This is a genomic window from Deinococcus deserti VCD115 (assembly GCF_000020685.1).
GTDB classification, from domain to species: domain Bacteria; phylum Deinococcota; class Deinococci; order Deinococcales; family Deinococcaceae; genus Deinococcus; species Deinococcus deserti.
In genome coordinates this window covers 954907-977658 of record NC_012526.1, presented here as the reverse complement: position 1 = coordinate 977658, position 22752 = coordinate 954907, and the positions used below count along the sequence as shown (strand labels likewise).

General features: G+C 63.6%; 21 protein-coding genes. 9 read left to right on the top strand and 12 right to left on the bottom strand.

Annotated features, from left to right (window positions below):
• Positions 1-164: 164 nt before the first annotated feature.
• Positions 165-926, top strand: coding sequence for a DUF937 domain-containing protein (locus DEIDE_RS04620; RefSeq protein ID WP_012692788.1), 762 nt, complete (start codon positions 165-167; stop codon positions 924-926).
• Between the two features lie 69 nt (positions 927-995).
• Here the strand turns inward: DEIDE_RS04620 and DEIDE_RS04615 are convergent, their stop codons facing one another.
• The 4 genes from DEIDE_RS04615 to DEIDE_RS04600 form a co-directional block, all read right to left on the bottom strand.
• Positions 996-1967, bottom strand: coding sequence for an epimerase (locus DEIDE_RS04615; protein WP_049760438.1), 972 nt, complete (start codon positions 1965-1967; stop codon positions 996-998).
• 190 nt (positions 1968-2157) lie between these two features.
• The gene (locus tag DEIDE_RS04610; protein WP_012692786.1) at positions 2158-2565 is read right to left on the bottom strand and encodes a hypothetical protein; all 408 of its coding nucleotides are present in this window, start codon (positions 2563-2565) and stop codon (positions 2158-2160) included.
• Between the two features lie 273 nt (positions 2566-2838).
• Positions 2839-3804 (bottom strand): cysteine synthase A, encoded by a 966-nt coding sequence (cysK, locus tag DEIDE_RS04605; protein ID WP_012692785.1) that lies wholly within the window; start codon positions 3802-3804, stop codon positions 2839-2841.
• A gap of 182 nt (positions 3805-3986) precedes the next feature.
• Positions 3987-5288 (bottom strand): PRC-barrel domain-containing protein, encoded by a 1302-nt coding sequence (locus DEIDE_RS04600; protein WP_012692784.1) that lies wholly within the window; start codon positions 5286-5288, stop codon positions 3987-3989.
• Positions 5289-5550: 262 nt separating this feature from the next.
• Between DEIDE_RS04600 and DEIDE_RS04595 the strand changes: the two genes are divergently transcribed.
• The 3 genes from DEIDE_RS04595 to DEIDE_RS04585 all read left to right on the top strand — a co-directional run bounded on the left by DEIDE_RS04595 (position 5551) and on the right by DEIDE_RS04585 (position 7779).
• Positions 5551-6360 (top strand): DEAD/DEAH box helicase family protein, encoded by an 810-nt coding sequence (locus tag DEIDE_RS04595; protein ID WP_012692783.1) that lies wholly within the window; start codon positions 5551-5553, stop codon positions 6358-6360.
• The gene (locus tag DEIDE_RS04590; protein ID WP_012692782.1) at positions 6357-7442 is read left to right on the top strand and encodes an enolase C-terminal domain-like protein; all 1086 of its coding nucleotides are present in this window, start codon (positions 6357-6359) and stop codon (positions 7440-7442) included. Before DEIDE_RS04595 ends, DEIDE_RS04590 begins: the two co-directional genes overlap by 4 nt.
• A 67-nt stretch (positions 7443-7509) precedes the next feature.
• The gene (locus DEIDE_RS04585) at positions 7510-7779 is read left to right on the top strand and encodes a hypothetical protein (RefSeq protein ID WP_012692781.1); all 270 of its coding nucleotides are present in this window, start codon (positions 7510-7512) and stop codon (positions 7777-7779) included.
• Positions 7780-8083: 304 nt separating this feature from the next.
• Here the strand turns inward: DEIDE_RS04585 and DEIDE_RS04580 are convergent, their stop codons facing one another.
• Positions 8084-9445 carry a S8 family peptidase gene (locus DEIDE_RS04580; RefSeq protein ID WP_242402954.1) on the bottom strand — a complete coding sequence of 454 codons (1362 nt, stop codon included), beginning with the start codon at positions 9443-9445 and terminating at the stop codon, positions 8084-8086.
• 226 nt (positions 9446-9671) lie between these two features.
• Entirely contained in the window at positions 9672-12389 is a 2718-nt protein-coding gene (gene acnA, locus DEIDE_RS04575; RefSeq protein ID WP_012692779.1) for an aconitate hydratase AcnA, read from the bottom strand.
• Positions 12390-12537: 148 nt separating this feature from the next.
• On the opposite strand from acnA, the gene DEIDE_RS04570 reads away from it, so the two are divergent.
• Both DEIDE_RS04570 and DEIDE_RS04565 read left to right on the top strand, forming a co-directional pair.
• The gene (locus tag DEIDE_RS04570; protein ID WP_012692778.1) at positions 12538-13368 is read left to right on the top strand and encodes a CoA transferase; all 831 of its coding nucleotides are present in this window, start codon (positions 12538-12540) and stop codon (positions 13366-13368) included.
• 519 nt (positions 13369-13887) lie between these two features.
• Positions 13888-14079 (top strand): hypothetical protein, encoded by a 192-nt coding sequence (locus DEIDE_RS04565; RefSeq protein ID WP_012692777.1) that lies wholly within the window; start codon positions 13888-13890, stop codon positions 14077-14079.
• A gap of 48 nt (positions 14080-14127) precedes the next feature.
• Here the strand turns inward: DEIDE_RS04565 and DEIDE_RS04560 are convergent, their stop codons facing one another.
• From DEIDE_RS04560 to DEIDE_RS04545, 4 genes are all read right to left on the bottom strand, one after another.
• On the bottom strand, positions 14128-15204 hold the full coding sequence (locus DEIDE_RS04560; RefSeq protein ID WP_012692776.1) for a type III polyketide synthase: 1077 nt from the start codon (positions 15202-15204) through the stop codon (positions 14128-14130).
• 82 nt (positions 15205-15286) lie between these two features.
• The gene (locus tag DEIDE_RS04555) at positions 15287-16183 is read right to left on the bottom strand and encodes an aldo/keto reductase (protein ID WP_012692775.1); all 897 of its coding nucleotides are present in this window, start codon (positions 16181-16183) and stop codon (positions 15287-15289) included.
• A 110-nt stretch (positions 16184-16293) separates the two neighbouring features.
• The gene (locus DEIDE_RS04550; RefSeq protein WP_012692774.1) at positions 16294-17106 is read right to left on the bottom strand and encodes a nitroreductase family protein; all 813 of its coding nucleotides are present in this window, start codon (positions 17104-17106) and stop codon (positions 16294-16296) included.
• A 216-nt stretch (positions 17107-17322) separates the two neighbouring features.
• Complete coding sequence (locus DEIDE_RS04545) at positions 17323-17640, bottom strand: hypothetical protein (protein ID WP_012692773.1); 318 nt, start codon at positions 17638-17640, stop codon at positions 17323-17325.
• 53 nt (positions 17641-17693) lie between these two features.
• Between DEIDE_RS04545 and DEIDE_RS04540 the strand changes: the two genes are divergently transcribed.
• Positions 17694-18194: a hypothetical protein gene (locus tag DEIDE_RS04540; protein WP_242402952.1), complete on the top strand. Its 501-nt coding sequence runs from the start codon at positions 17694-17696 to the stop codon at positions 18192-18194.
• Between the two features lie 20 nt (positions 18195-18214).
• On the opposite strand, the gene DEIDE_RS04535 is transcribed toward DEIDE_RS04540, so the two are convergent.
• Together DEIDE_RS04535 and ndk are read right to left on the bottom strand one after the other, a co-directional pair.
• Positions 18215-19258 (bottom strand): GGDEF domain-containing protein, encoded by a 1044-nt coding sequence (locus DEIDE_RS04535; protein WP_242402951.1) that lies wholly within the window; start codon positions 19256-19258, stop codon positions 18215-18217.
• A gap of 119 nt (positions 19259-19377) precedes the next feature.
• On the bottom strand, positions 19378-19794 hold the full coding sequence (gene ndk, locus DEIDE_RS04530) for a nucleoside-diphosphate kinase (RefSeq protein WP_012692770.1): 417 nt from the start codon (positions 19792-19794) through the stop codon (positions 19378-19380).
• 75 nt (positions 19795-19869) lie between these two features.
• On the opposite strand from ndk, the gene DEIDE_RS04525 reads away from it, so the two are divergent.
• Together DEIDE_RS04525 and DEIDE_RS04520 are read left to right on the top strand one after the other, a co-directional pair.
• Positions 19870-21837 carry an ABC transporter permease gene (locus tag DEIDE_RS04525; protein WP_012692769.1) on the top strand — a complete coding sequence of 656 codons (1968 nt, stop codon included), beginning with the start codon at positions 19870-19872 and terminating at the stop codon, positions 21835-21837.
• On the top strand, positions 21834-22748 hold the full coding sequence (locus DEIDE_RS04520; protein ID WP_012692768.1) for an ABC transporter permease: 915 nt from the start codon (positions 21834-21836) through the stop codon (positions 22746-22748). Before DEIDE_RS04525 ends, DEIDE_RS04520 begins: the two co-directional genes overlap by 4 nt.
• Positions 22749-22752: the final 4 nt, after the last annotated feature.

Below are 22752 nucleotides of genomic sequence, written 5' to 3'. Positions count from 1 at the left end.
GGCTGGTTCACACCGCATGGGCCAGATGGCGGAGTCCCAGGGAAGGTTCGTGGGAGCCGGGTTGGCTGAGTCTCAGGCTTTTCTCAATAAGCCACCGGGCAGCGCGGCGTAGGCTATGCCCTACGTCAAATTCGCCCTACGCACATTTCCAGGAGAAACACACCATGATGGACATCTTCAACATGCTGGGCGGGATGGGGCAGGCGCAACAGACGGTCAGCCGTCAGCTGGGCACCAGCCCCCACCAGACCGAAGCGGCCATGGAGGCCGCGCTGCCCTTACTGCTGGGGGCCCTGACCCGCAATGCCCAGACCCCGGAAGGCGCAGCGGCGCTGAGTGGAGCTTTGGACCGCCACGACGGCCGCGCCCTGGACCTGTTCGGACAGGGTCAGGTACCCGACCCGCAGGACGGGCAGAAGATCCTGGGGCATCTGTTTGGGAATCAGCAGCATGCCGCCGCGAACGCGGTCAGCCGACGCGCCGGCATTGATCCGCAGATGGCCATGCAGGTGCTTATGATGCTGGCCCCGCTGGTCCTGAATTACCTGGGCCGCCTGCGTCAGGGGCAACCGGGCGGGTCACGCCAGGGCGATAATGCCGGAACAGGAGGCGGGGGCTTTGACATTGGCAGCATCCTCGGCGGTCTCCTGGGCGGAGGGATGGGCTCCGGCACAGGAAATGGGTACGCTCAGCGCACACAGGTTCCGGATGACCAGTCAGGCGGCGTGCTGGGAGGCGGACCGGTCATTCCGGGGCTGCCCAGTCAGGACGAGCCAACGGGACAGTGGCACAGGCCGCAGCCCCCCATGGGGCAGCAGGCCAATACGGGTGGCCTGATCGGTACGCTCAACAACGTGCTGGACCGTGACGGGGACGGCAACGCACTGGATGACCTGATTGGAATGTTCGGCGGCCAGCGCCGTTAAGCACGGCAGTTCAGAGCAGACGAAGATGCTCAGCGTAGCGGGACCTCTTCAGCAAGCATAGGCCTCTTTTCAGCGCGTGTGGTGTCCTTTGAGCCGCGCCTCCTGAACAAGAGCATGTATTGCGTTCTCCCAGGTCGGATACAAAAACTCGAAGCCCGCATCCAGGAGACGGCCGGGCCAGACCCAGCGACTTTTGAGCAACAGCTCGGCCTCTGAATTCATGATGCGCGCGCCCACCTGGATGAGCGCCGCCGCTGAAGGAAGTCCCAGTGGCATCCTCCAGGCCTTGCGGTAGGCACGCAAAAACTCGTTGTTGGGCAGAGGTTCGGGTGAACAGACATTGACTGGCCCGGACAGCTCCGAAGCGATCAGAAATTCCAGGGCGCGGCAGAAATCGGTTTCATGAATCCAGCTCACCCGCTGGCTCCCGCCCGCCATAGCCCCTGCTCCACCCAGACGCACCACCCGGTCTGTGGTTTCCATAACGCCGCCCGTGCCGACTCCATAAACCATCGCGGTGCGCAGGGCCACCCGGCGGGTGTGCGGCAGCATTTCTTCCATCAGGGCTGCTTCCCAGCGAAGGGCGACATCCACACTGAATCCCGCGCCGATCTCACCTGATTCTGACTGTGGACCGTCCCGCGCGTCCCGGTAGATGGTCGCGGTGCTGGAATTCAGCCAGACCGGGGGCGGCGCGGCTGAGTCACGGATCGCACGGCCCAGGGCGCGGGTTGAGGCCAGGCGCGAAGTGTAGATTTCCAGCATAGTGCGGGCGTTGTAGCGGCAGTTCACGGTTCTGCCTGCCAGGTTCAGCACCGCTGCGGCACCGTCGATCTCGCGTGCCCAGGCGTCCTGGCGCACTCCGTCCCAGGGCACCCACCGGGCCGGCGTGGTGTGGGCCGGACGCGAACGTGAGACCAGAACCACGTCCCAGCCCCGTGAAGAAAAATGCCGGGCTGCTGCACGGCCCAGAAAACCTGACCCTCCCGCGATCACCAGTCTGCGTTCATCGTGCGCCGTGAAGTGCCCGTTTTGCGTCATGCCTGACGCTACCGGCGACCACACAGGACCGATGCCCCAAAGTTGGCATCATATCCTTCAAACACTCGGCAACGCGGCACTCACATGAAAGGAACAAGGCAACCCTGAGTCGAGAGTTCTTGCCATTGAGGTCGTAGCCCCAGAAGCTACAACCACGGCCGGGTGCACCCGGCCGGTCCCTGGAGGTCGGTCAGCCGCCGAAGCTGCCGGAGGACCGGGTGCCACTGCTCCCAGAGGCCCGGGAACTATTGGTAAAGCCGCCCCGGGAAACAGTAGGGGCCTTAAACGTGTTGGGTACACCCCGTGGGCTGATGCTCAGGCCGCTGCGGCTGACCTTCCCCCGGCTGTCATAGCCCAGGTACCGGGTTCCAAGGCGGCTGGCCAGAAAGTAAGGGCCGAAAAACAGGGCACTTCCTGAGGCGCGGTAGCACGGATTACGCAGGCCCTGATCGATCTGCGTCTTGTAGTAGGCCCGGCACTCGGTCTGCGATCTGAAGCTCTTGCGTTTGTACCCGTCGAGGTCGATGTCGTCCGCGCCACATGCGGCAAGCAGTGTGGGAAGGGTCGCGAGCAGAGGAAGGGCGAAACGTTTTTTCATGTAGGCGTCCTTTTACACTTTGAAAAGCCGGGGGCCAGGATGCGGCCAAGATTCCCGGCAGGAGATTCGTTGCGCAAAGTAGGCCATAACAGGACCGTCCGATCTGTCACCCATGCCCCAGGTCAGGGGGCGCAATACCACTGCATCACTGACCACCTTAGTAGTGGTCTTGCTTCCGCCTTTCCTGGTGCTGGTCGTGGGGTGGGGTGATCCGGAGCGGCCATGCACTGTTCACTTTCTTCAGCACCTGCCAGAAGCGGCACACCATCACAGTCATGAATCAACAGGTGTCAGTTTCTCGCGCGAGTATGGCTTGTAGCCGGGAGGGGTACCCGAGTCATCGGTGAACAGGGCGGTGGTCAGGTAGCGCGCCCCTGTATCGCAGGCAATCGTCGCCACGCGCTTCCCAGGTCCCAGGCGCCGTGCCACTTCCAGCGCAGCCCAGGCCATGGCGCCACTGCTCATACCGACGAAAATGCCTTCCTCGCGTGCCAGCTGCCTGGCCAGCGGATAGGCGTCTTCTTCCCAGACCTGAATCACGTCATCCAGCACCGAACGGTCCAGATTGTCGGGGATAAAGCCCGGTCCCATGCCCTGGAAGCCGTGGTCCCCCCGCTCGCCGCCGCTGAGGACGTTGCTGCGGGCCGGTTCACAGGCAATGACCTGCACGCTGGGATTCTGGCGTTTCAGGTAACGGCCTACCCCGCTGATGGTGCCGCCCGTACCGGAGCCATACACGAAGGCGTCAATGCGCCCTTCCATCTGGTCCCACAGTTCGGGGCCAGTGGTGGCCTCATGGGTGGCCGGGTTGGCAGGATTGGTGAACTGCCCCATCATGACCGCACCTGTCTCCGAGGCGATCTTCTCCGCCTCTTCAATAGCAGCCAGCATACGGCGCTCCGGGTCTGTGAGAACCAGTTGCGCGCCGTAGGCGGTCAGGGTTCGCTTGCGTTCCTCGCTCATCTGGGCAGGCATACACAGGATCAGGCGGTAGCCTCTGGCCGCCGCGACCTGCGCCAGCCCGATGCCGGTGTTGCCACTGGTGGGTTCCACAATGGTGCCGCCGGGTTTCAGCCGGCCACTGCGTTCGGCATCCTGCACCAGTCCCAGTGCGGTGCGGTCCTTGATACTTCCACCGGGATTCTGACCTTCGAGCTTTATAAACACATCGGCCATTTCCGCTGTGACCAGGTGCCGCAACTGCACCAGAGGCGTATGGCCGATCAGGGTGTCGATCATGCCGCGCAGCATAGAGCAGTTCCTGGCGCGCGACAGCCGCCGCGGAACGGTTTCAAGAGCCGGGACCTTGGTGCACCGCAGAAAAAACGGCTTCCCAGAGACTATAAAAAAGCCGATCAGACTACAGCAGAAACGCGTCGGTGGCCCCTGTCTGACGACCACCGACCTTTACTGTGCCCGCTTCAGTCCTGCCTGGGCTCCAGCAGGTTCCGGCTTTCCAGTGCCGCCTGCCCGGGCTCACTGGGCCGTGTTGACAGTGGGTCAATGGAAACATTCTCCTTGCTTACACTGCCCAGCAGAATATCCAGCACCCCGGCGTCGCGCGCCGACTGCACCGCCCGGTGGGTGATGATTTCGCCAATGTTCAGAATCACGCTGTCATCGGGGGCAAGAATGACCCGGTTGACCGGACGTCCCAGAGCTTCGCGGATGCGCTGTTCCTGTTCAGCGACCTGACGCTCCTGAATGGCCGCTTCGGTCTCTTCACGGCGGTCGTTGAACCACTGTCTGGCGCGGTCGAGCAGGTGCCCGGCTCCCTCGCCGGCTGCCCCCGCCGTCTGGCTGTGGTCGTCCTGTGTGGCAGCCACGAGTTCTGGCGTGACGCCCATGTCACGGGCACGTGAGAGCACGGTTGGAGTGACGATCTGACCCTGCACAGCCAGCAGGTGTCCACCGGGAGTCCGGACATCACGCTTCACGCGCCGGCCCTGCGCGGCAGCTTCAGACTGCCCCTGGACCGTGAGATTGGATGCTTGCCTGCTGTCTGCTGACGCCTCACTGAGGGACTGCCGGGCATCCAGGTCCGCTGGAGGAGAAGCCGGGCTGCGGGACGGGGAATACACCTGCACCACGCGTCCGTCTGGACTGCCATTGACACGCGGCGCCACGTCAGCTGGAACGGCGCCTTCCCGGCTGCCCGAAGCCCCTGGATGGCGCGTCTCCGCAACGCCATACAGGGGCGGGTAGGCGCTCTGTCCGCCTTCCTGCTCCCGCATGGCGTTGGCGACCTCTACTGGAACTATCGCGGTGTCGATGCCAATCTGCACACCCTCGGGAGCCGGCACGAACGTACGGCCGTTGCTCAGGTCAGAAAACAGTCCGCCGGTCGCCTCATAACCCTCTACGCGGCCTGTGCGCTCATCGAACAGCACATCGGCAATCCTGCCCAGGTCCTGGCCGTCGGTGGTCAGCAGGGTCATGCCAATCAGGTTGGTGTTGCTTTCCAGAACATCGGCCAGCCGACCGTCCTCGCGGGTGGTCGTCAGGTCGCCTGCATCCTGGATCATGAGCGCGTCTTCGCCAAACGAGCGGATGCGCTCAAACGGCAGGACCCGGGCCGCGCGGAACCAGCCGCCCTCATCCACCAGCAAGCCCAGCACCTGATTGGCCTGGTGATCAAAGATCACGTCGCGGACCGACTCCACCCGCTGACCGGTACTGATGGCCACAATGTTCTTGCCGAGGATTTCCTTGCCTTTGATCATGGGTGCTCCTGTATGGCCCTGCCCAGGCGCCTGCGATACGCAGGCAGCAGCGCTCTGCCGTCAGCCCGACCTTTTGAGCACAGGGAGAGGGGAACAACGCAGCTCGCCAGCGGGGGCTCTCTCTGAGTTTAGAAAGCGCGGCCTCACCGCGTGCAGGACGCAGTAAGGGCTGGACTTGAACGATTCTTGCGGGTCTCTTTAGGGAGGCCCTGCCTGGACCCGCCCTGCGCGCTTCCCCAACAGCTCCTGTACCCTGGCGACTGTGACCGACCCCGCACCGTTGCCCTTTCTGCGGACCACCCCAACCCCTCCGGAGAGCCCCTGGGCTCCTCTTGGAAGTCTACCGCTGACTGTGCTCGTCGGCGTGACCGGCGTTGGCAAAAGCACTGCGCTGCAGGCCCTGCAGGAGGTTCGGCCCGGGCTCCGGATCCTGCCTGACCGGCGCGAGGTGACCGACGCCGTGATGATCTGGCCCCTGGCAGGCGGCCCGGTCACAGACCGCGAGCAGCGCTTCCGCCTGACGGCCGAGTACCGGGCGGCCAATCCAGGCGGTATGGCCCAGGCCCTGGGGTCATTGCAGGCCGACACGACCCACTGGGGCACGTCCCCGGTCTTTGACGGCCTGCGCGGCCTCGACGAGGTGCAGTACGCAGCCATGACCTTTCCCGCCTGGCGTTTTGTGGCGTTGGGGGCACCTGACGCCGTACGGGTGCGCCGGCTCCTGGGCCGCGCGGACGCTTTCGACCGCGTGAAGGGCGGGGCGCCAGCTTCGGATGTGCGCAGCAGCCTGTCGGCAATTCCAGGAGTCGAGGCTGTCTTCAGCTCCCGGGAACTGGAAGAACTCGCCGCACTGACAGCAGAGGGCCACAGCCCGGCTGAGATCGTTGCCAAGGCCCGGATCGTGGTCAGCGAGCGGCGGAACTACGACCCGCAGGCAGCTGAAGCCTTTTTACGGACCCTTCCCGGCGAGCGTGCTCTGCTGCTCGACACGGTGGCGCTGAATCCGGCGGAGGTAGCCCAGGCAGTGCGTCAGTGGGCGTTGCAGTCAACTTCCCCGGAGGCACAGGAATGACCGTTACTGTTGCCCGCGTCCAGGGAATTCCGTTTCGCCTGCCGCTGACCTCTGCACTGGCCTGGGGAGCGCATTCGGCCCTCAGCGTGGCCGAGCATGTGCTGGTCCAGGTCACCCTTTCGGACGGCACGGTGGGCGTTGCGGAAGCCACCCCGAGACCGACCATCTATGGAGAAACCACCTCCAGTGTGCTGGGCATCCTGGAGCACCTCTCCCCTGCGCTGCATGGTCTGGATATTCAGGACGAGACTGCCCTGAACCGGATACGCAACAGCGTGGCCAACAACCACACCGCGCGCGGCGCGCTGGACATGGCCCTTCATGACGCCCGTGCCCGCTCCCAGGGGCTGACGCTCTTCGACACCCTGCTGGGCCCGAACCGGAAGGTCAGGGCCAGCTTTATCCTGGGCATTGCCGCGCCGGCTGAGATGATTGCGGAGGCCCAGCGGGTCGTGGATTCCGGGGTGCGGTGCCTGAAGGTGAAGGTCGGCCGGCAGCATCAGCAGGACCTGCAGGTGATTCATGAACTGCGTCGCCTGTTTGGTGATGAGGTGCAACTCTATGCCGACAGCAACGAAACCTTGACCTCGGAAACGGCCCCGGACGCTCTCGCCGCCATGCGAGACGCGGGCCTGATGTATGTCGAAGAGCCGCTGCCGGTCCGGGACCTCCACGCGCGCACTGAGCTTCATGCACGCAGCCTGCTGCCCATCGTGGCTGATGACAGCTGTTTTACCCCGGCCGATCTGCAACGGGAACTGGCCTTCGATACCTTCGACGTGCTGAACGTCAAGACGGCGCGCAATGGCTTTACCGACGGCCTGAACATGCTGCGTGCGGCGGCCCGGCAGGGCAAGCGCGGCATGGTGGGTTCGCAGGCCAGCACCGGCCTGGGCACCGTGCACGCCGCTCTGCTGTCTACACAGAGCGAGGTCCTTGAACCCTGCGAACTGAGCTTTGTGCTGAAGCTGCAAGACGATCTGCTCAATCTTCCCATCACGTTCCAGGACGGCTGGCTCGATGTTGATACCCTCCGCGAGCATGCGGTGGATCAGGTGAAACTCAGGCAGTATCAGCTTTAGGAGCAGGTCCTCTATTCAGGTAGGGAAGCTGTCATGAACGCGTCATAGTCCAGAGGCAAAATGAGGTATGTCCCAAGACTTGCTCAATGCTCTGGCACTCCCCATGATCTTCAGCATCATGGCCGGCCTGTACGGATATGTCCGTTTTCCGGAACGCCGCCCGGCGCTGCTGCTCAACCTGCTGCTTATTCTCCTGGTAGGAGCCGGAAGCCACTGGTACCAGCCGAACGTCGCGCTGTTCAACCTGTTGCTGCTTCACAGCACGGCCGTGTTCTTTATGCTCCTGCACCACGTGCAGACACCGGTTGCCGCTGTGGAGCGCATCGAGCGTTCCTGATCGCCCTCTGCAGCTGTAATACACGCTCAGCTTCGCCAGTCAAGCGAAGCTGCTCAAGTCAAAAATGAACAAAGAGCCGCCCGGAACATCGCATCCGGGCGGCTCTTCTTGGACCAGCTTGTTCAGGCCTGAGCACCTGCAAAATTCCTGCGATAGTTCCAGCCTGGAGCGGACAGGAGCCCGACGAGTCCCGGGCGTGAAGGTCCAAAGTGTGGTTCATGGACCCGTCGAAGAGACCCAGATCAGAGGAAACACGAGCAGGACCGCACCTTCCTGGAAAGTGCGGTCCTGCTCCTGACTCCTGTTACTTCGTGGCTGCCCGCACCGCTGCCTCTGCGTCCAGCAGGGGAAGGCCGTTGGCCCGGTTCACGCTGCTCAGCAGCAACCCCTTGGTCTGCTCTGCGGTCAGTTTCGGGTTGGCAGCGCGCATCAGAGCAGCGACCCCACTGACCAGGGGAGCAGACTCGCTGGTGCCAGCGGCTACGCCGTACCGGTTGCCCGGCGCCAGAATCAGCATCTGCTGTGCGGGCGTCGCACCCGCGCAGTCGCCAGCACCTCCAGGAGCTACGATGTCCAGCTGCCGCGGGTACTTTTCGTTGGGACGCGCGCTGTAGCAGGCCAGCACGCCATCCATGGCGCCCACAGCACCCACGGCAATAACCCTGGAGTGGCTTGCCGGGTAATACACACCGTCTGTAGCGGTATTGCCCGCCGAGGCGACCAGAACCGCGGACTCTGCAGCTGCGCTCAGGGCAGCGTCCAGCGCCTTGTCTGCTCCACCAGCCACCGTGGACCCCAGGCTCATGTTGATGACCTTAGCGCCCTGCGAAACCGCGTAATTGACGCCCTTGACCAGGGTGGAGGTCGACCCCTCGCCCTCGCTGCTCAGCACCTTCACCGGCAGCAGATTCTGGCCGCCCCAGGTTATCCCGGCCACGCCCTTTCCATTGTTGGTCGCAGCTCCGATCAGCCCCGCAGTGGCCGTCCCGTGGCCGTCTTCGTCAACCGTAGCGGCCGTCGTGCCCGCAAAGTGTGCGCCGGGCAGGACCCGTCCCTGCAGGTCCTCATGGGCCGCTTCCGTGCCGGTGTCCAGCACAGCCGTGACCACGCCGGCAGGCGTCTTGCCACATCCGTTCAGGAAGGTCCAGGCCCGGTCAGCGCGCACGCGGGTCAGGTAGTTCTGCGTCACGTTGACCCCGCCAGACATGAATCCCCCATTGCCGGGGTAGCCGGGGTCGTTCACGATCGTGGCCAGCTTGCGGTACACGTAATCCGGCTGCACCTTCAGGCCGCTGGCTTCCAGACGGCCTGCGAAAGCCTCGTCCGACTCCCCGCCGGGTGTAAAGGCCAGGGTCAGACCCGAAATCACGCTCTGGGTCCGCACGGTGCTGAGCGCACTCAGCTTCTGGGCGCTCAGGCCCCTGCCGCCGTCTACGATCAGTACCCGTCCAGGCACATGGGGAGCCGACCAGTCAGGCGCAAAGGTCCCGGATACGCTGAGGGTCCCCAGGCCCGAAGCTGTGACCGGAGTGGACTGATCCGTACCCTGTGCGCAGATGGCAGGCGCAGGAGGAGGCGTGGTGCCCGTGGCAGGCGGCGTGGTCGAAGCCGGTGGAGTCTGTGGAACGGTGCCGCCCGACCCGGACGAGCAGGATGCAAGGCTCATAGAGAGCGCCAGCAGCGGGAGGGCAACACTCGTCTTCATAGTTTCTATGTTTACAGCTCAGGGCTGACATCAACCTGAACACAGATGACAGTTAAGGAAGATGATCAGAAAGCCGGGACGGCACCGGTAGCGCTCACGGCTTGCCCACAGGAAAGTGCCAGAGAGAGAAAAGCTCCCTGCCTGATGATCAGGCAGGGAGCTCGTCGAGAACGTCAGCTGGTCAGACTTACGCCTTGACCTCGCCCTTGCTCTTGGCAAGGATGCCACGGAGCACGGTCTGGAGAATGCCGCCGTTCTTGTAGTAATCAATCTCCACCGGAGTGTCGATCCGGCACTGCACGGTGATGTCGCGGCTCTGACCATCCTTGCTGGTCACGCGCACGGTCACATCCTGACGGGGCTTCAGGTCGCCGGGCAGGATGAAGTCAAAGGTTTCATCGCCCTGCAGGCCCAGGCTCTCGGCCGTTTCACCGTTCTTGTACTGCAGGGGCAGCACGCCCATGCCCACAAGGTTGCTGCGGTGAATGCGCTCAAAGGACTCGGCGATGACAGCCTTGACGCCCAGCAGGAAGGTGCCCTTGGCGGCCCAGTCGCGGCTGGAGCCCATGCCGTAGTCCTTGCCGGCCAGCACGACCAGCGGAATACCAGCTTCCTTGTACGCGGTCGAGGCATCGAAAATGCTGGTCACTTCGCCGTTCAGGAAGTTGGTGGTAAAGCCGCCTTCAGTGCCGGGAGCCAGCTGGTTCTTGAGGCGGATGTTGGCAAACGTACCGCGCGTCATGATGCGGTCGTTGCCGCGGCGCGAGCCGTAGGAGTTGAAGTCTTTCGGGGCAATGCCGCGCTCGGTGAGGTAGCGGCCAGCAGGAGTATCGGCCTTGAAGGAACCGGCGGGGCTGATGTGGTCGGTGGTCACCGAGTCGCCCACCTTGACCAGCACGCGGGCCTTCTCGATGTTCACGATGTCGCTGGGACCACCGGCGAGGTTCTCGAAGAAGGGTGGGTTCTGGATATAGGTGCTGTCTTCCTTCCAGTCGTACAGCGCGCCTTCGGCCACAGGGATGGCGTTCCATTCCTTGTTGCTCTGCTCGATGCCGTCGTAGACCTTCTTGAACATCTCGGCGTTGATCGCCTGGTCCATGACCTGCTGGATCTCGGCGTTGCTGGGCCAGATATCACGCAGGAACACGTCGTTGCCGTTCTGGTCCTGACCGATAGGATCGTTGACGATGTCGTTCACAACCGTGCCGGCCAGGGCGTAGGCCACCACCAGGGGCGGGGAGGCAAGGTAGTTCGCCTTGATGTGCGGGTTAACGCGGCCTTCAAAGTTGCGGTTGCCCGACAGCACGCTGGCCACCACGAGGTCGCCTTCCTGAATAGCCTGCACGACGGGTTCGGGCAGCGGACCGCTGTTGCCGATGCAGGTCATGCAGCCGTAGCCGACGGTGTTGAAGCCGATCTGGTCCAGGTAGCTCTGCAGGCCGGCCGCTTCCAGGTACTCGGTCACCACGCGGGAGCCAGGAGCGAGGCTGGTCTTGACCCAGGGCTTGCTCTTCAGGCCCTTCTCCACGGCCTTGCGGGCCACCAGACCGGCGGCGATCAGCACGCTGGGGTTGCTGGTGTTGGTGCAGGAGGTGATGCTGGCCAGCGTCACGGCGCCGTGGCCGATGCGGATATCGGTACCGCCGATGGTGCCCTGGGCGGACAGAGCATCGCCGCTCAGCTCGAAACCACGGGCCTTGACGGGCGCGGTCAGGGCCTCATTGAACACGGTGTGCATCTCGTTCAGGTTCACGCGGTCCTGGGGACGCTTGGGACCCGCCAGGCTGGGCACGATGGTGCCGAGGTCCAGTTCGATGGTGCTGGTGAACATGGGATCAGGCGTCTCGTCGGTGCGGAACATGCCCTGGGCCTTGTAGTAGGCCTCCACCAGTTCGATCTCGTCTTCCAGGCGGCCGGTGCGGCGCAGGTAGCGCAGCGCCTCGTCGTCCACCGGGAAAAAGCCCATGGTGGCGCCGTACTCGGGGGCCATGTTGGCGATGGTCGCGCGGTCAGGCAGGGTCATGTTGCTCAGGCCAGCGCCGTAGAACTCGACGAACTTGCCGACCACACCCGCCTGACGCAGCATCTCGGTCACGCGCAGGGCCAGGTCGGTCGCGGTGGCGCCTTCGGGCATGGCACCGGTGATCTTGAAGCCCACGACTTCCGGCATGAGCATGTAGATCGGCTGGCCCAGCATGACGGCCTCGGCCTCGATACCGCCGACGCCCCAGCCCACGATCCCCAGGCCGTTGATCATGGTGGTGTGCGAGTCGGTGCCGACCAGACTGTCGGGGTACACGACCACGCCGTCGTCCTCTGGGCGGCTCTGCACGCCTTTGGCCAGGTACTCCAGGTTGACCTGGTGCACGATGCCGCTGGCGGGAGGCACCACGCCGAAGTTGTCAAAGGCCTTCTGGCCCCATCTGAGGAACTCGTAACGCTCGCGGTTGCGCTCGAACTCCAGGGCCATGTTGTTGGCCAGCGCAAAGTCGGTCCCAAACTCGTCGACCTGCACCGAGTGGTCGATGACAAGGTCTACTGGGATCAGCGGGTTGATCTTGCTGGGGTCGCCGCCCAGTTTGACCATGGCACTGCGCATGGCGGCAAGGTCCACCACGGCAGGCACACCAGTGAAGTCCTGCAGGATCACGCGGGCGGGCTTGAAGGGAATCTCGACTTCGGGGTTGGTCGGGCTCCAGCCGGCGACCGTCTCAACGTCCTCACGGCGCACGTCGTAGTCGTTGGCTTCACGCAGCACACTTTCAAGCAGCACTTTGATGCTGAAGGGCAGCCGGGAAACGTCGCGCCCCTGAAGCTTGTTGAGGTTGTAGAAGTAGAGTTTCTGGCCGCTCTGCGTCGTCAGCGTGTCGCGCGCGCCAAAAAGGTTCATCGCCGTGTCCGCCATGTGTGTTCCTCCTTGAGAAAGCCCTCTGGGCTATTACCTGTTCATCATAAGCCGCGTGTATATAAGCGCGGGCGTTACCGGCTCAGGCACGAGGGGTAAAACGCGTTACCACTATAGAGACAACACGCGGCAACTGGCAAGATGAGGCATGTCTCTTCCTCTGTCTGGTCTAACTGTAGTGTCGCTTGCCCTGAACCTGCCAGGTCCGCTGGCAGCTGCGGAGCTGCGCGAGGAAGGCGCCCGTGTGATCAAGGTTGAGCCGCCCGCCGGGGACCCGCTGGCAACGCTGGCTCCGCGGTGGTACGAAGAGCTGCACCAGGGCGTGGAGAGACATCAGCTGGACCTGAAAACCGGAGCTGGACAGGCAGCGCTGGCTCTTATGCTGCAGGAGGCCGATGTGCTTCTGACCAGTTCCAGGCCTTCAGCCCTGAAGCGCCTGGGGCTGGACGGCGAGACGCTTCAGGAATGTTACCCGCACCTCTGCCGCCTGCGGATCGTGGGGGACACTCGTGAGCCAGACCTTCCAGGGCATGACCTGACCTATCAGGCCGAGGCTGGTCTCCTCGACCCCCGGGCCCCGGCCATGCCCCGCACGCTGACGGCTGACATGCTGGGCAGCCGGGTCGCTGTGGCCGCAGCGCTGACCCTGCTGCTGGGACGGGAGCGAGGCTCCGCTGAACGCGAACGGACGGTGGGCCTCGGGGACGCTGCCCGCTTTGCGGCGTTGCCTTTGACTCACGGCCTGACCGCACCTGGCGGAATACTTTCGGGCACGCACGGCACCTACCGGCTGTACCGGACAGCAGACGGCTGGGTCGCTGCTGCGCCCCTGGAGGAGCATTTTGCAAGGCGCTGGCAGGACATGTTTGGTGAAGATGCCACAACGACACTGATCTGCGAGCCGACCCGGTACTGGCTTGAACTGGCGCAGAGTCATGACCTGCCGCTGGTTCAGGTCCCGCTGGAGTCGGCGCCCTGATTCTGGCTCCAAGTCAGGCAGAGTCCGCAGATACATTTCTATCTTCGTGTGCGAGGTGGAGTGGACTTGCGCCGCCTCGTCTTTTAAGCAGAAAGCAGTGAAGGCAACATGACCTTTCTGGGCAGGACCCGGCATTTCCCGGCACACTGAAGATGCCATTGACCTTACATGCGAGTGACCCTCACGCCCTGATGTTGCTTGATCTCGTCACAGTGCGGCGCGGAACTGCCGAGGTGAACACCTCAACACTGCCGCGCTGAGGCTCTTGCTCGTCTTGCCTGACTGCTCCTCCATCCTTCAGTTCAAGGAAGCGCAGCCGGCATTCAGGCAACCAGCCGGCATTTGATCTGCTCACGGAACTGGCAGCCAGCGTCAGTCAGGTGATGCAGCGCGCTGGGGTAGGTGGCCCCATTCTGCAAAGGTAATGCGCCTACTTTCTGAGGACACCTGAAGGCTCCTCTTGTCCGTCCCATGCGGAGGGCACCTAGCCTGAAGTCCTCACCACAGGGAGGTCATACGATGAGTAACGACAAGAATCAGCCTGCCCAGTCAGACGCCCCTCAGGGAGGCGACAAGGATACCCAGGGCCTGGAGGGCATCAAGCAGGTGCAGGATCAGGGTATGCAGGAAAAAGGACGTCAGGTGGATCAAACGCCGCAGGACGTCACTGGTGAACTCGACGGTGCACAGCCAATCAACCGGCGCGCATAGCGACTCAGCATCAGGGCGGGAATCAGATACTCCCGCCTCGAACCGGTTTCAGGGAGTGGGGAAACCCAGCAACACGTGCTCGGCACTGAAGCCCGGACCCATGGCCGACAGCAGGGCCCGGCCAACTGGCCGGGTTTTTAATGTTTCAGCCAGCACGAACAGCACCGTCACACTGCTCATGTTGCCAAACTGCCGCAGAACCGTGCGGCTGGCATCAAGGGCACAGGGCGGCAGCCCAAGCGCTTCCTCGTAGGCAGTCAGCACCTTAACCCCACCTGGGTGCACCACAAAGGTCTGCAGGTCGGCACGCTCCCAGCCGTGCGAGGCCAGGGCTTCTTCTATATTGCCATGCATCATTTCCCGGACCAGGGCGGGAATATCGCGGCTGAAACGCACTTTCAGCCCATTATCCACGACGTCCCAGCCCATGATGTCCGCGCTGTCCTCAATGAGCGTGGAAAATCCGCCGTGCAGCGAGACCAGGGCTGGGGGTCCGGGCACGTCGGGTGCTGTCACCACCAGGGCCGCAGCGCCGTCGGCAAAAAGCGCCGTGCCGACGAAGTTGCTCTTGGACTCGTCTCCCTTGACCAGCGTCAGGCTGCAGAACTCCACCACGACATACAGGACGCGCCGGAATCCCGCCCGCACCAGATCGGCCGCCCGTGCCAGACCGGACGCTCCGCCGGCGCACCCCAGCCCCCACAGTGGCAGCCGCGCCGCGTGCCGGTTCAGACCCAGGGTCTCGATCAGATAGGCATCCAGACTGGGGGTACTCAGGCCGCTGGTATTCACCACGATGACCGCGTCCACGTCGGCTGGGGCCAGTTGTGCCTGGGTCAGAGCCTCACGCGCCAGCCTCGTAATCAGGCTGCGGGCCTCTTCGAGAAACACGGCGTTCTTCTCTCCGAAGCCTCGTTCCTGCAGGTACCAGTCCAGTGGACGGGCCAGAGCACGTGACCCGATCTGGGCATTCTCAAAGACCTCCAGCAGGCCTGGACGCGCGGCCATCCTTGGAAACAGGGTCTGGGCAGCAGCCTGTATTTCAGACTGCGAGGTGTGATACGGCGGTGTCCCGGTCACCAGGGAGCGCACGGCGGGCAGGACAGCGGCGGACATACGCGGCATTCTGCGTCGGTCCGCCGGGATTGAAGGTGTGCGTGGCCCCAAGGTCTCCTGAGGTCAGGAGCAGGACACGGGGATGCAGGACTCAGGCATCCTTGTTCTGGGTGGCCCACTCCTGCCGGCCGACCTCGTCCAGAGCATGGAAATCCTCGTCGCTCAGACTCAGCTGCGCCGCAGCCACGTTTTCCTCCAGGTGACGCACCTTACCGGTGCCGGGAATGGGCAGCATCACCGGGCTGCGCTTGAGTACCCACGCCAGTGCCACCTGCGAAGGGGTCGCTCCCAGGCGCTCAGCCACATCACCCAGCACACTGCCTTTTCGCGCCAGATTTCCCGCTGCCAGCGGATACCAGGGAATAAAACCGATCCCCTCGCGCTCGCAGTAGTCCAGAACGTCCTCACTTTTGCGGTGCACCAGGTTGTACAGGTTCTGCACGGTTGAGACCGGGAAATACTCACGCGCGGCCTCGATTTCCTCGACACTGACCTCGCTGAGTCCGGCGTGGCGGATGATACCGGCGTCCATCATCTCCTTGATGGCCGCGAACTGCTCCTCACGCGGCACCTTGGGATCAATCCGGTGCAGCTGCCACAGGTCGATGCGGTCAACCCCCAGGCGCCGGCGTGACAGTTCGGCCTGCTGCTTGAGGTACTCGGGGCGGCCCATCGGCACCCACACATTGGGCCCAGTGCGCAGGAAACCCGCCTTGGTCGCAATCACGACCGTGTCGTAGGGATGCAGCGCTTCGCGCAGCAGTTCCTCGCTGACAGCGGGGCCGTAACTGTCGGCCGTGTCGATAAAGTTCACGCCCAGTTCGGGCAGGCGGCGCAGCGTGGCCAGCGACCCGTCACGGTCGTCCGGATCTCCCCAGACGCCGGTGCCCGTAACGCGCATGGCGCCGAACCCCAGACGGTTGACCTCCAGGTCCCCGCCTATTCTGAATGTGCCGCTGCGGGCGGCTGTCGCTCCAGTCAAAGTCATGCAGTGGTTCCTCCGCCCGCTATTCTGGCGGCGCTGCACCAGACCCGCCTGAAGGCGCGTGGGGTGTTTGTTCATGTTCGGCTCAGCCTCCCGGCATGGAAGGGGGCGGGTCAGCGCGGTTCGGTCTCCGGCAGGTCACAGGTTTCACGCGAGACAAACTGCTCCAGGTGCTTGCGGTGGCGGCTGCTCCAGTCGATGGCTGGCCGCCTGTCCTCGTCCGGCAGATATCCCAGCCGGTACACCGCCATCAGTTCAAGGTGATCCGGCACGCGCAGCAGTCCACCGATAGCCTGCCACTGCCGGGGAATTTCCATAGGAGTGCTGACAAACTGAATGCCCATGCCAAGAGCGCCCACCGCATTCCAGATGTTCTCTATGGCTGCTCCCAGACCGAACACGCTGTAGAACCCACTGAGTTCACCCGGGTGGTACTCCGTCTTATCCAGCAGCGCTGCCAGGAGCAGCGGGCTGCCGGCCACCAGGCGGCGGTTGTCCTCGCCCAGTTTGCGCGGAACGCCGAGTTGCCGCATCAGCCGCAGGCCAGCGTCGCTGAAAACCTGCCGGGTAAACGGGCGCAGCGGTCCGGGCAGGTGATCGATATGAATACCGTCACGCCGGGCGTTCATCTCGGCCTCGCTGAAGCGGAAGTACCGGCGGTACCGCTCGAAAAACACACCAGCCTCGATCAGCTCGGTCATGCTCTCTCCGGAAATGCGGGCAATCTCCTGGATGGTCTGGGAGTTTTCGATCAGGACAAAACGCCACGGCTGACTGTTGAAGTGGCTCGGCGCGGCCTGGGCCACGCGCATCAGCAGATGTTGGTGCTCGCGGCTGACCGGGTCCGGCCGGAAGGACCCGTTGGTGGTGCGGCGCGCGAGCATTCCCTGGATCAGCAGGGTCTCGGGCCGGGCGGCGATGGTCATGAATGCAGGCTAGCAGTCAGCCCACGGGGCATGCGGCCCGACCTCGGCCACACCGGCACCCGTCCACTGTCCAGTGCTTTCTGGCAACAAGGCCAGCACATGACGTCCATGGTTCTGTTGTGATCCACGTGAAATCGTTTGATGCAGCCAGCGTGTGTACTCGCAGGGTCAGGAAGATGATTCGTCAAAGTGAGCTGGACAGTGGGCCCGAGGCTGTCACCAGCTGATCCAGGCACCCACTGTGTAGGCCAGGGCCACCAGCACGGCCCTCTGCCAGTGGCTGGCGCTGCCCGGCCGTGTCCGGGGCATGGTCAGCAGCAGGATCAGTGCTGGCGCCAGGGCCCAGCCTTGCAGGCCCGCATGGATGGTCAACATCAGCGAGCAACCCGTCCCCAGGCATACGGCAAAAAACAGGGCGTGGTGCGGCCAGCGTGCCTGATTGCGCCGCCACCCCAACTGCAGCGACAGCCCCAGCAGCAACAGCCCCCCCAGCAGTGCCCCGGTTGTAATCAGGCTGAGCTGGGCGGCAGTCATCACATGTCATGGTGGCACAGGGCGCACCCCATGCGGGCGCTATGGTGCGCTGCGTGAAGCCCCAGCGTTTCCTGCCCAGGCTGTCTGCCGGATTCCTGCCCGTCACGCTGCTGTCAGCCGCGCTGCTGACCACTGCCTGCGGCTCAAAAGCAGAGCCTGACCTGACAGCGCGGCTGCTGTTTACCGCCACCGGCACCTACGACGCCCGGGCTGATGAAAAAATTCGTCTGGGAGCTGGACGTCGCCGGGCTATCTGGCATCGGAACCCGCCGCTGCCTGGGCAGACCGTCACGGTGGAATACAACAGTGAAGCCCGGCCGGCCATCTGGGCGGTGACCGTGCGGGCTCCAGGGTCGCTTCAGGCTGAACTGCTGAAAGGAAATTCAGTCTTCCGCACCGTCCGGACTCCTCAGGGGCCGGGCCGGTTGTTCACCAGTGGCCGGCTGCGCGATGTGCTGCTTCGTCCGGTACCTGGTGGACTACAGCTGCTGACACGCGGCTATGCCACGCAGTACGACAACCGGCAGCTGCCGGCCTTCCGACCGGCTGACTGAGTGGAGGGCCCGCACCACAATCAGCGCACGGCGTTGCGTCCGGCACGTTTTGCCTCATACATTGCCAGATCTGCCCGGCTGAACATCTTCTCAGGGCTGTCCCCTGTGCCCCGGTAAGCCGCCACGCCAAAGCTGGCAGTGATGGGCAGTCCCCCCAGGGGAACCGCACTGAGTTCACGGCGAAGCTGCTCAGCCACAACCAGGGCGTCGGTGCGTGAAATGCCGGGCAGCAGCACCACGAACTCTTCGCCGCCCCAGCGGCCCACTACCCCGCCTATCCGGCGTACATTCCGCCGCAGGCACTTGGCCACCGCGCGCAGGACGTCGTCACCGGCCATGTGGCCGTGCAGGTCATTGACACTCTTGAAGTGATCAATGTCGGTCACGACAATACTGACGGCCGTGTTGGCTTCCCGGGCCGTGTGCATGGAACGCTTGAGTTCTTCCTCGATAGCTCCCCGGCCATACACGCCAGTTAGTGCGTCAAGGCGCGCTGCGCGCAGGCGCACGTTGTCCTGTGCATGCAGCAGCAGGTTGATTTCAATGAAGTGGATGATCGAGTAGCCCAGCACCCCCAGAACACTCAGCACGATCAGTCCGGTCAGCCAGGAGGACACCAGCATCGGCATGGTGGGCGGGTCCGATACCAGCGCCAGCAGCATGATCCCCAGGCTCACGGCATTGAGGATCCCCCCCACCCGGGTCCCAAACACCACATAGGCGCAGAGCAGGTACACCATCAGCCAGACAAACATATTCATGGGCACAGCCCGGTGGTCGATGTGCCAGCGCACTTCAATGGGCAGGCTGAACATGGTCAGGGCCAGAAGGATGCCAACCACGATCTTCAGGGTGTCTGGCCGGTAGAGGCAGATCAGGCCAGCACTGAGGGTCATGACGGCAAGCCAGGTTTTGGGACTGCTCACTATGGCGTTCAGGTCAGGGGGTGGGTCAACCAGATTGGTAATCCCAGAAAACACCACGAAAGCGGTGGTCACCGCAAGAACGACATTCAGGCGGATGGCCTGAAAACGCTGTTCGAGGATGCTCCCAGTTGAGTTCATGGCGTATGAGTCAGCATAAAGTGCGATATCTTACACAACCCTTAAAAGCTCATTCTTTCCTCATTCAAACCATAAAAAACCCCAGCCTGCTGGACAGGCCGGGCATACGTCCGACAAACTCAGGCGAGCAGTTCGCCTTCCTGGAAAAACAGGGCAAGTTCGCGCTGGGCACTCTCAGCGCTGTCGCTGCCGTGAGTCACGTTCTCTCCGGTGGTGGTCGCGAAATCAGCGCGGATGGTGCCAGGCGCAGCATTGGCCGGGTTGGTCGCGCCCATCATGGCGCGCCAGCCAGCAATTGCATTCTCGCCTTCGAGGGCAATGGCCACCACAGGCCCACCGGTGATGAAATCCACCAGTTCACCGAAGAAGGGGCGTTCCCTGTGCTCGCCGTAATGGTTCTCGGCGGTCTCGCGGGCAATCACCATCTGCTTGAGACCTACCACCCGGTAGCCCTTGCGGGCAATACGAGCAAGAATTTCGGGCGTCAGACCGCGGCGTACACCGTCGGGCTTAATCATGGCAAAAGTCCGTTCCATACCGCCCAGGAGCATAGCAGGCATACGGCCCCACCGGACGTCGCCACCTGACGTATCGGCCCTTACAATACCGAGGTGACCCACGATCCTCACCCGCGCCCTTCTCAGACCGCGGCGCGCATCGCCCTGGCTGCGGCCACTACGGCAGCGGCCGGGATGCTGCTCTTCCCTCTGGCCACGCTCGGACGCGGTTTTACCGCTGACGCTGCGCTGCTGCATCTCAGTGGCTCAGTCCTGAACCTGACGTCCAATCCCGAGACGCCGCTACCGGCTGTGGGAGCCACCGTGACGTTAGGCTGGCTGACCCTGGCTCTGCTGGCGGCGACCATTTTTGGCGCAGTCCGGCGCGAGCGGTGGTTCTGGCTGACCGGCCTGCTGAGTTTTCTGTCTGCCCTGGCAGCGGTGCTGCTGCTGGGCGGCGGCCTGAACAGCGAGATGGCCCGCGTAGCCTCTGATACCGCGCTGAGGCCGGGGGCCAAGCGACAGCTGCGGAATTTTTATGACGGTGGTGGCATGCATCTGGGGTTGGTCCTTCCCATTCTTGGTGGCCTGATTGCCGCCGGGGCAGGTCTGAGCGCCCGCCCAAAGGTGTGGGACCGTCTGAACCGGCTGCGCAGCCTGCTGGTTCCGGCCGTGGCCATTGGTCTGGCCGTGGTTGTTGGCGCCCTGGTGGTCCTGATTGTGCAGCCAGTGGTGAACCTGAGTGGCCAGCCGCTCACGCTGTGGGGAAGCTGGCTGGCCAAGAGTGATCTGGTCTACTTCGTGTATTCCTCTTTGTTTGCGCCGGTCACCAGCCTCAACCCGCTGCTCGACAGCCTGAAGTTGGCCACACCACTGATCTTCACCGGCCTCAGTGTGGCGTTCGCGTTCCGTACCGGTCTGTTCAATATCGGCGCGCCGGGGCAGCTGACCATGGGAGCTATCGGCGCCATGCTGGTGGGCGTATACGCCCCTGCGGCCCTGGGCTGGCTCCTGCTGCCCCTCAGCGTGATCGCCGCGGGAGTCGGCGGCGCGCTGTGGGGAGCCATTCCGGGACTGCTGAAGGCCCGCTTCGGCTCCAGTGAAGTGATCAACACCATCATGCTCAACTACATCGCCTCGGCAGTGTTCATCTTTCTGATCGGCACCGAAAGCTTTCCTTTCCTGGGCCGCACCTACAACCTGCCGATCAAGGCAGAAGGTTTCGAACCGCGCAGTCAGGAACTGCAGGAAGCTGCGCACCTGCCTACCCTGCTGGAACTGCTGAATGTCGGACGTGACGGAACAGTCGCGCTGAGTATCGGTCTGCTCGTGGCCCTGGCGGCCTATTTCGTGGCGCGTCGGCTGCTGCGTGGACGCCTGCACGCTCTGATTGCCCTGGCGGTGGCCGTAGTGGCTGGTGCCCTGACGTGGCGTATCGGCATTCCGGTCCAGGTGGCCGGCAGTCAGCTCAATGCCTCGTTTCTGATCGCTCTGGCCTGTGTGGCCCTGTTCGGCACATTGATGTGGCGTACAGCCACCGGCTATGCCCTGCGCGCTGTGGGCCACTCGCCCAAGGCAGCAGAATACGGCGGCATCAGCGTGGCCCGCGGCACGATCCTGGCCATGACGCTGGCGGGAATGTTCGCGGGGTTGGCCGGAACCCACTACGTCAACGGCGGGGCGCTCGACGAATACCGCCTGAAGGGCAACATGCCTGTCAATGTGGGCTTCGACGGTATTGCAGTGGCGCTGATGGGCCAGAGCACACCGGGCGGAGTGGTCGCTGCCAGTCTGCTGTTCGGCACCATTGACACTGGCGGCGTCGACGTGGATCAGAAGCTGGACAAGGTCAACAAGGACATCGTGACGGTCCTCAAAGCCCTGATTGTGCTGTTTATCGCGGCTGGTGGCTTCCTCAGCCGGCGGGTCCTGGACCCACCGCCGCCTCAGCTTGATGCGCCTGGACCAGCCAAGGCGGCTTCCGGGCCTGAGCCCCTTCCCAACCTGGGCCTCACGAGCACCGAGGTCAGCAACCGGGCCGCGTCCGATCACTCTTCTGCACACAAGGACAGCCAGGCATGAACGAGCTCTTTACACAACTCCTGACCACAGCCTTCCTGGTCACCTTTATCCGCAGTGTCGTTCCCCTGCTGCTGACGGCCATGGGTGGCCTTTTCAGCGAAAGAAGCGGCGTGGTCAACATTGCCCTTGAAGGCCTGATTATCTTCGGAGCCTTGGCAGGCGCCGTCAGCACCCTGGTGCTCGAACCGGTGGTGGGCGCGGCCGCTCCCTGGCTGGGCTGGCTGGCCGGCATGCTGGTCGGCGGTCTGATCGCGTGGATTCACGCTGTGGTCAGCATCAAGTACCGCGCCGATCAGGTGATCAGCGGCACGGCCATCAACCTGCTTGCCGCCGGTGTACCGCCGGTGATTCTGACTGCTCTGTTCGGCAGCAGCACCGAGAGTCCCAAAGTCGAGCAGGCACTGCCACTGTGGGGCGTTGGCGACCTGCGCTTCTCGCCGCCGGTGTTTTTTGCCTTCCTGACTGTGATCGTGACCTGGTACGTGCTGTACCGCACGCCTTACGGCCTGCGTTTGCGCGCCACAGGTGAGCAGCCCGGCGCCGCAGCGAGTATGGGCGTGAACGTGCGGCGGATGCGCTACAGCGCTGTGATTCTCTCAGGGATCCTGGCCGGTACGGCGGGCGTGTTCCTGAGCATTGGCAACCTGGACTCGTATGTACGTAACATCAGCGCCGGTATGGGCTTTATTGCTCTGGCAGCGCTGATATTCGGGCAGTGGAAGCCTCTGGGGGTGTTGGCCGCCACACTGCTGTTCGGCTTTCTGCAGGCCCTGAGCATCACGCTGGGCGGCACGGATCTGCTGCCTCCCACCCTGGTGACTGCTCTGCCCTACCTGATTACCATCATTGCGCTGATCTTTACCGGCCGGGCCAATGCGCCCAAGGCTCTGGGAAGACCCTATGAAGGTTAAGCGG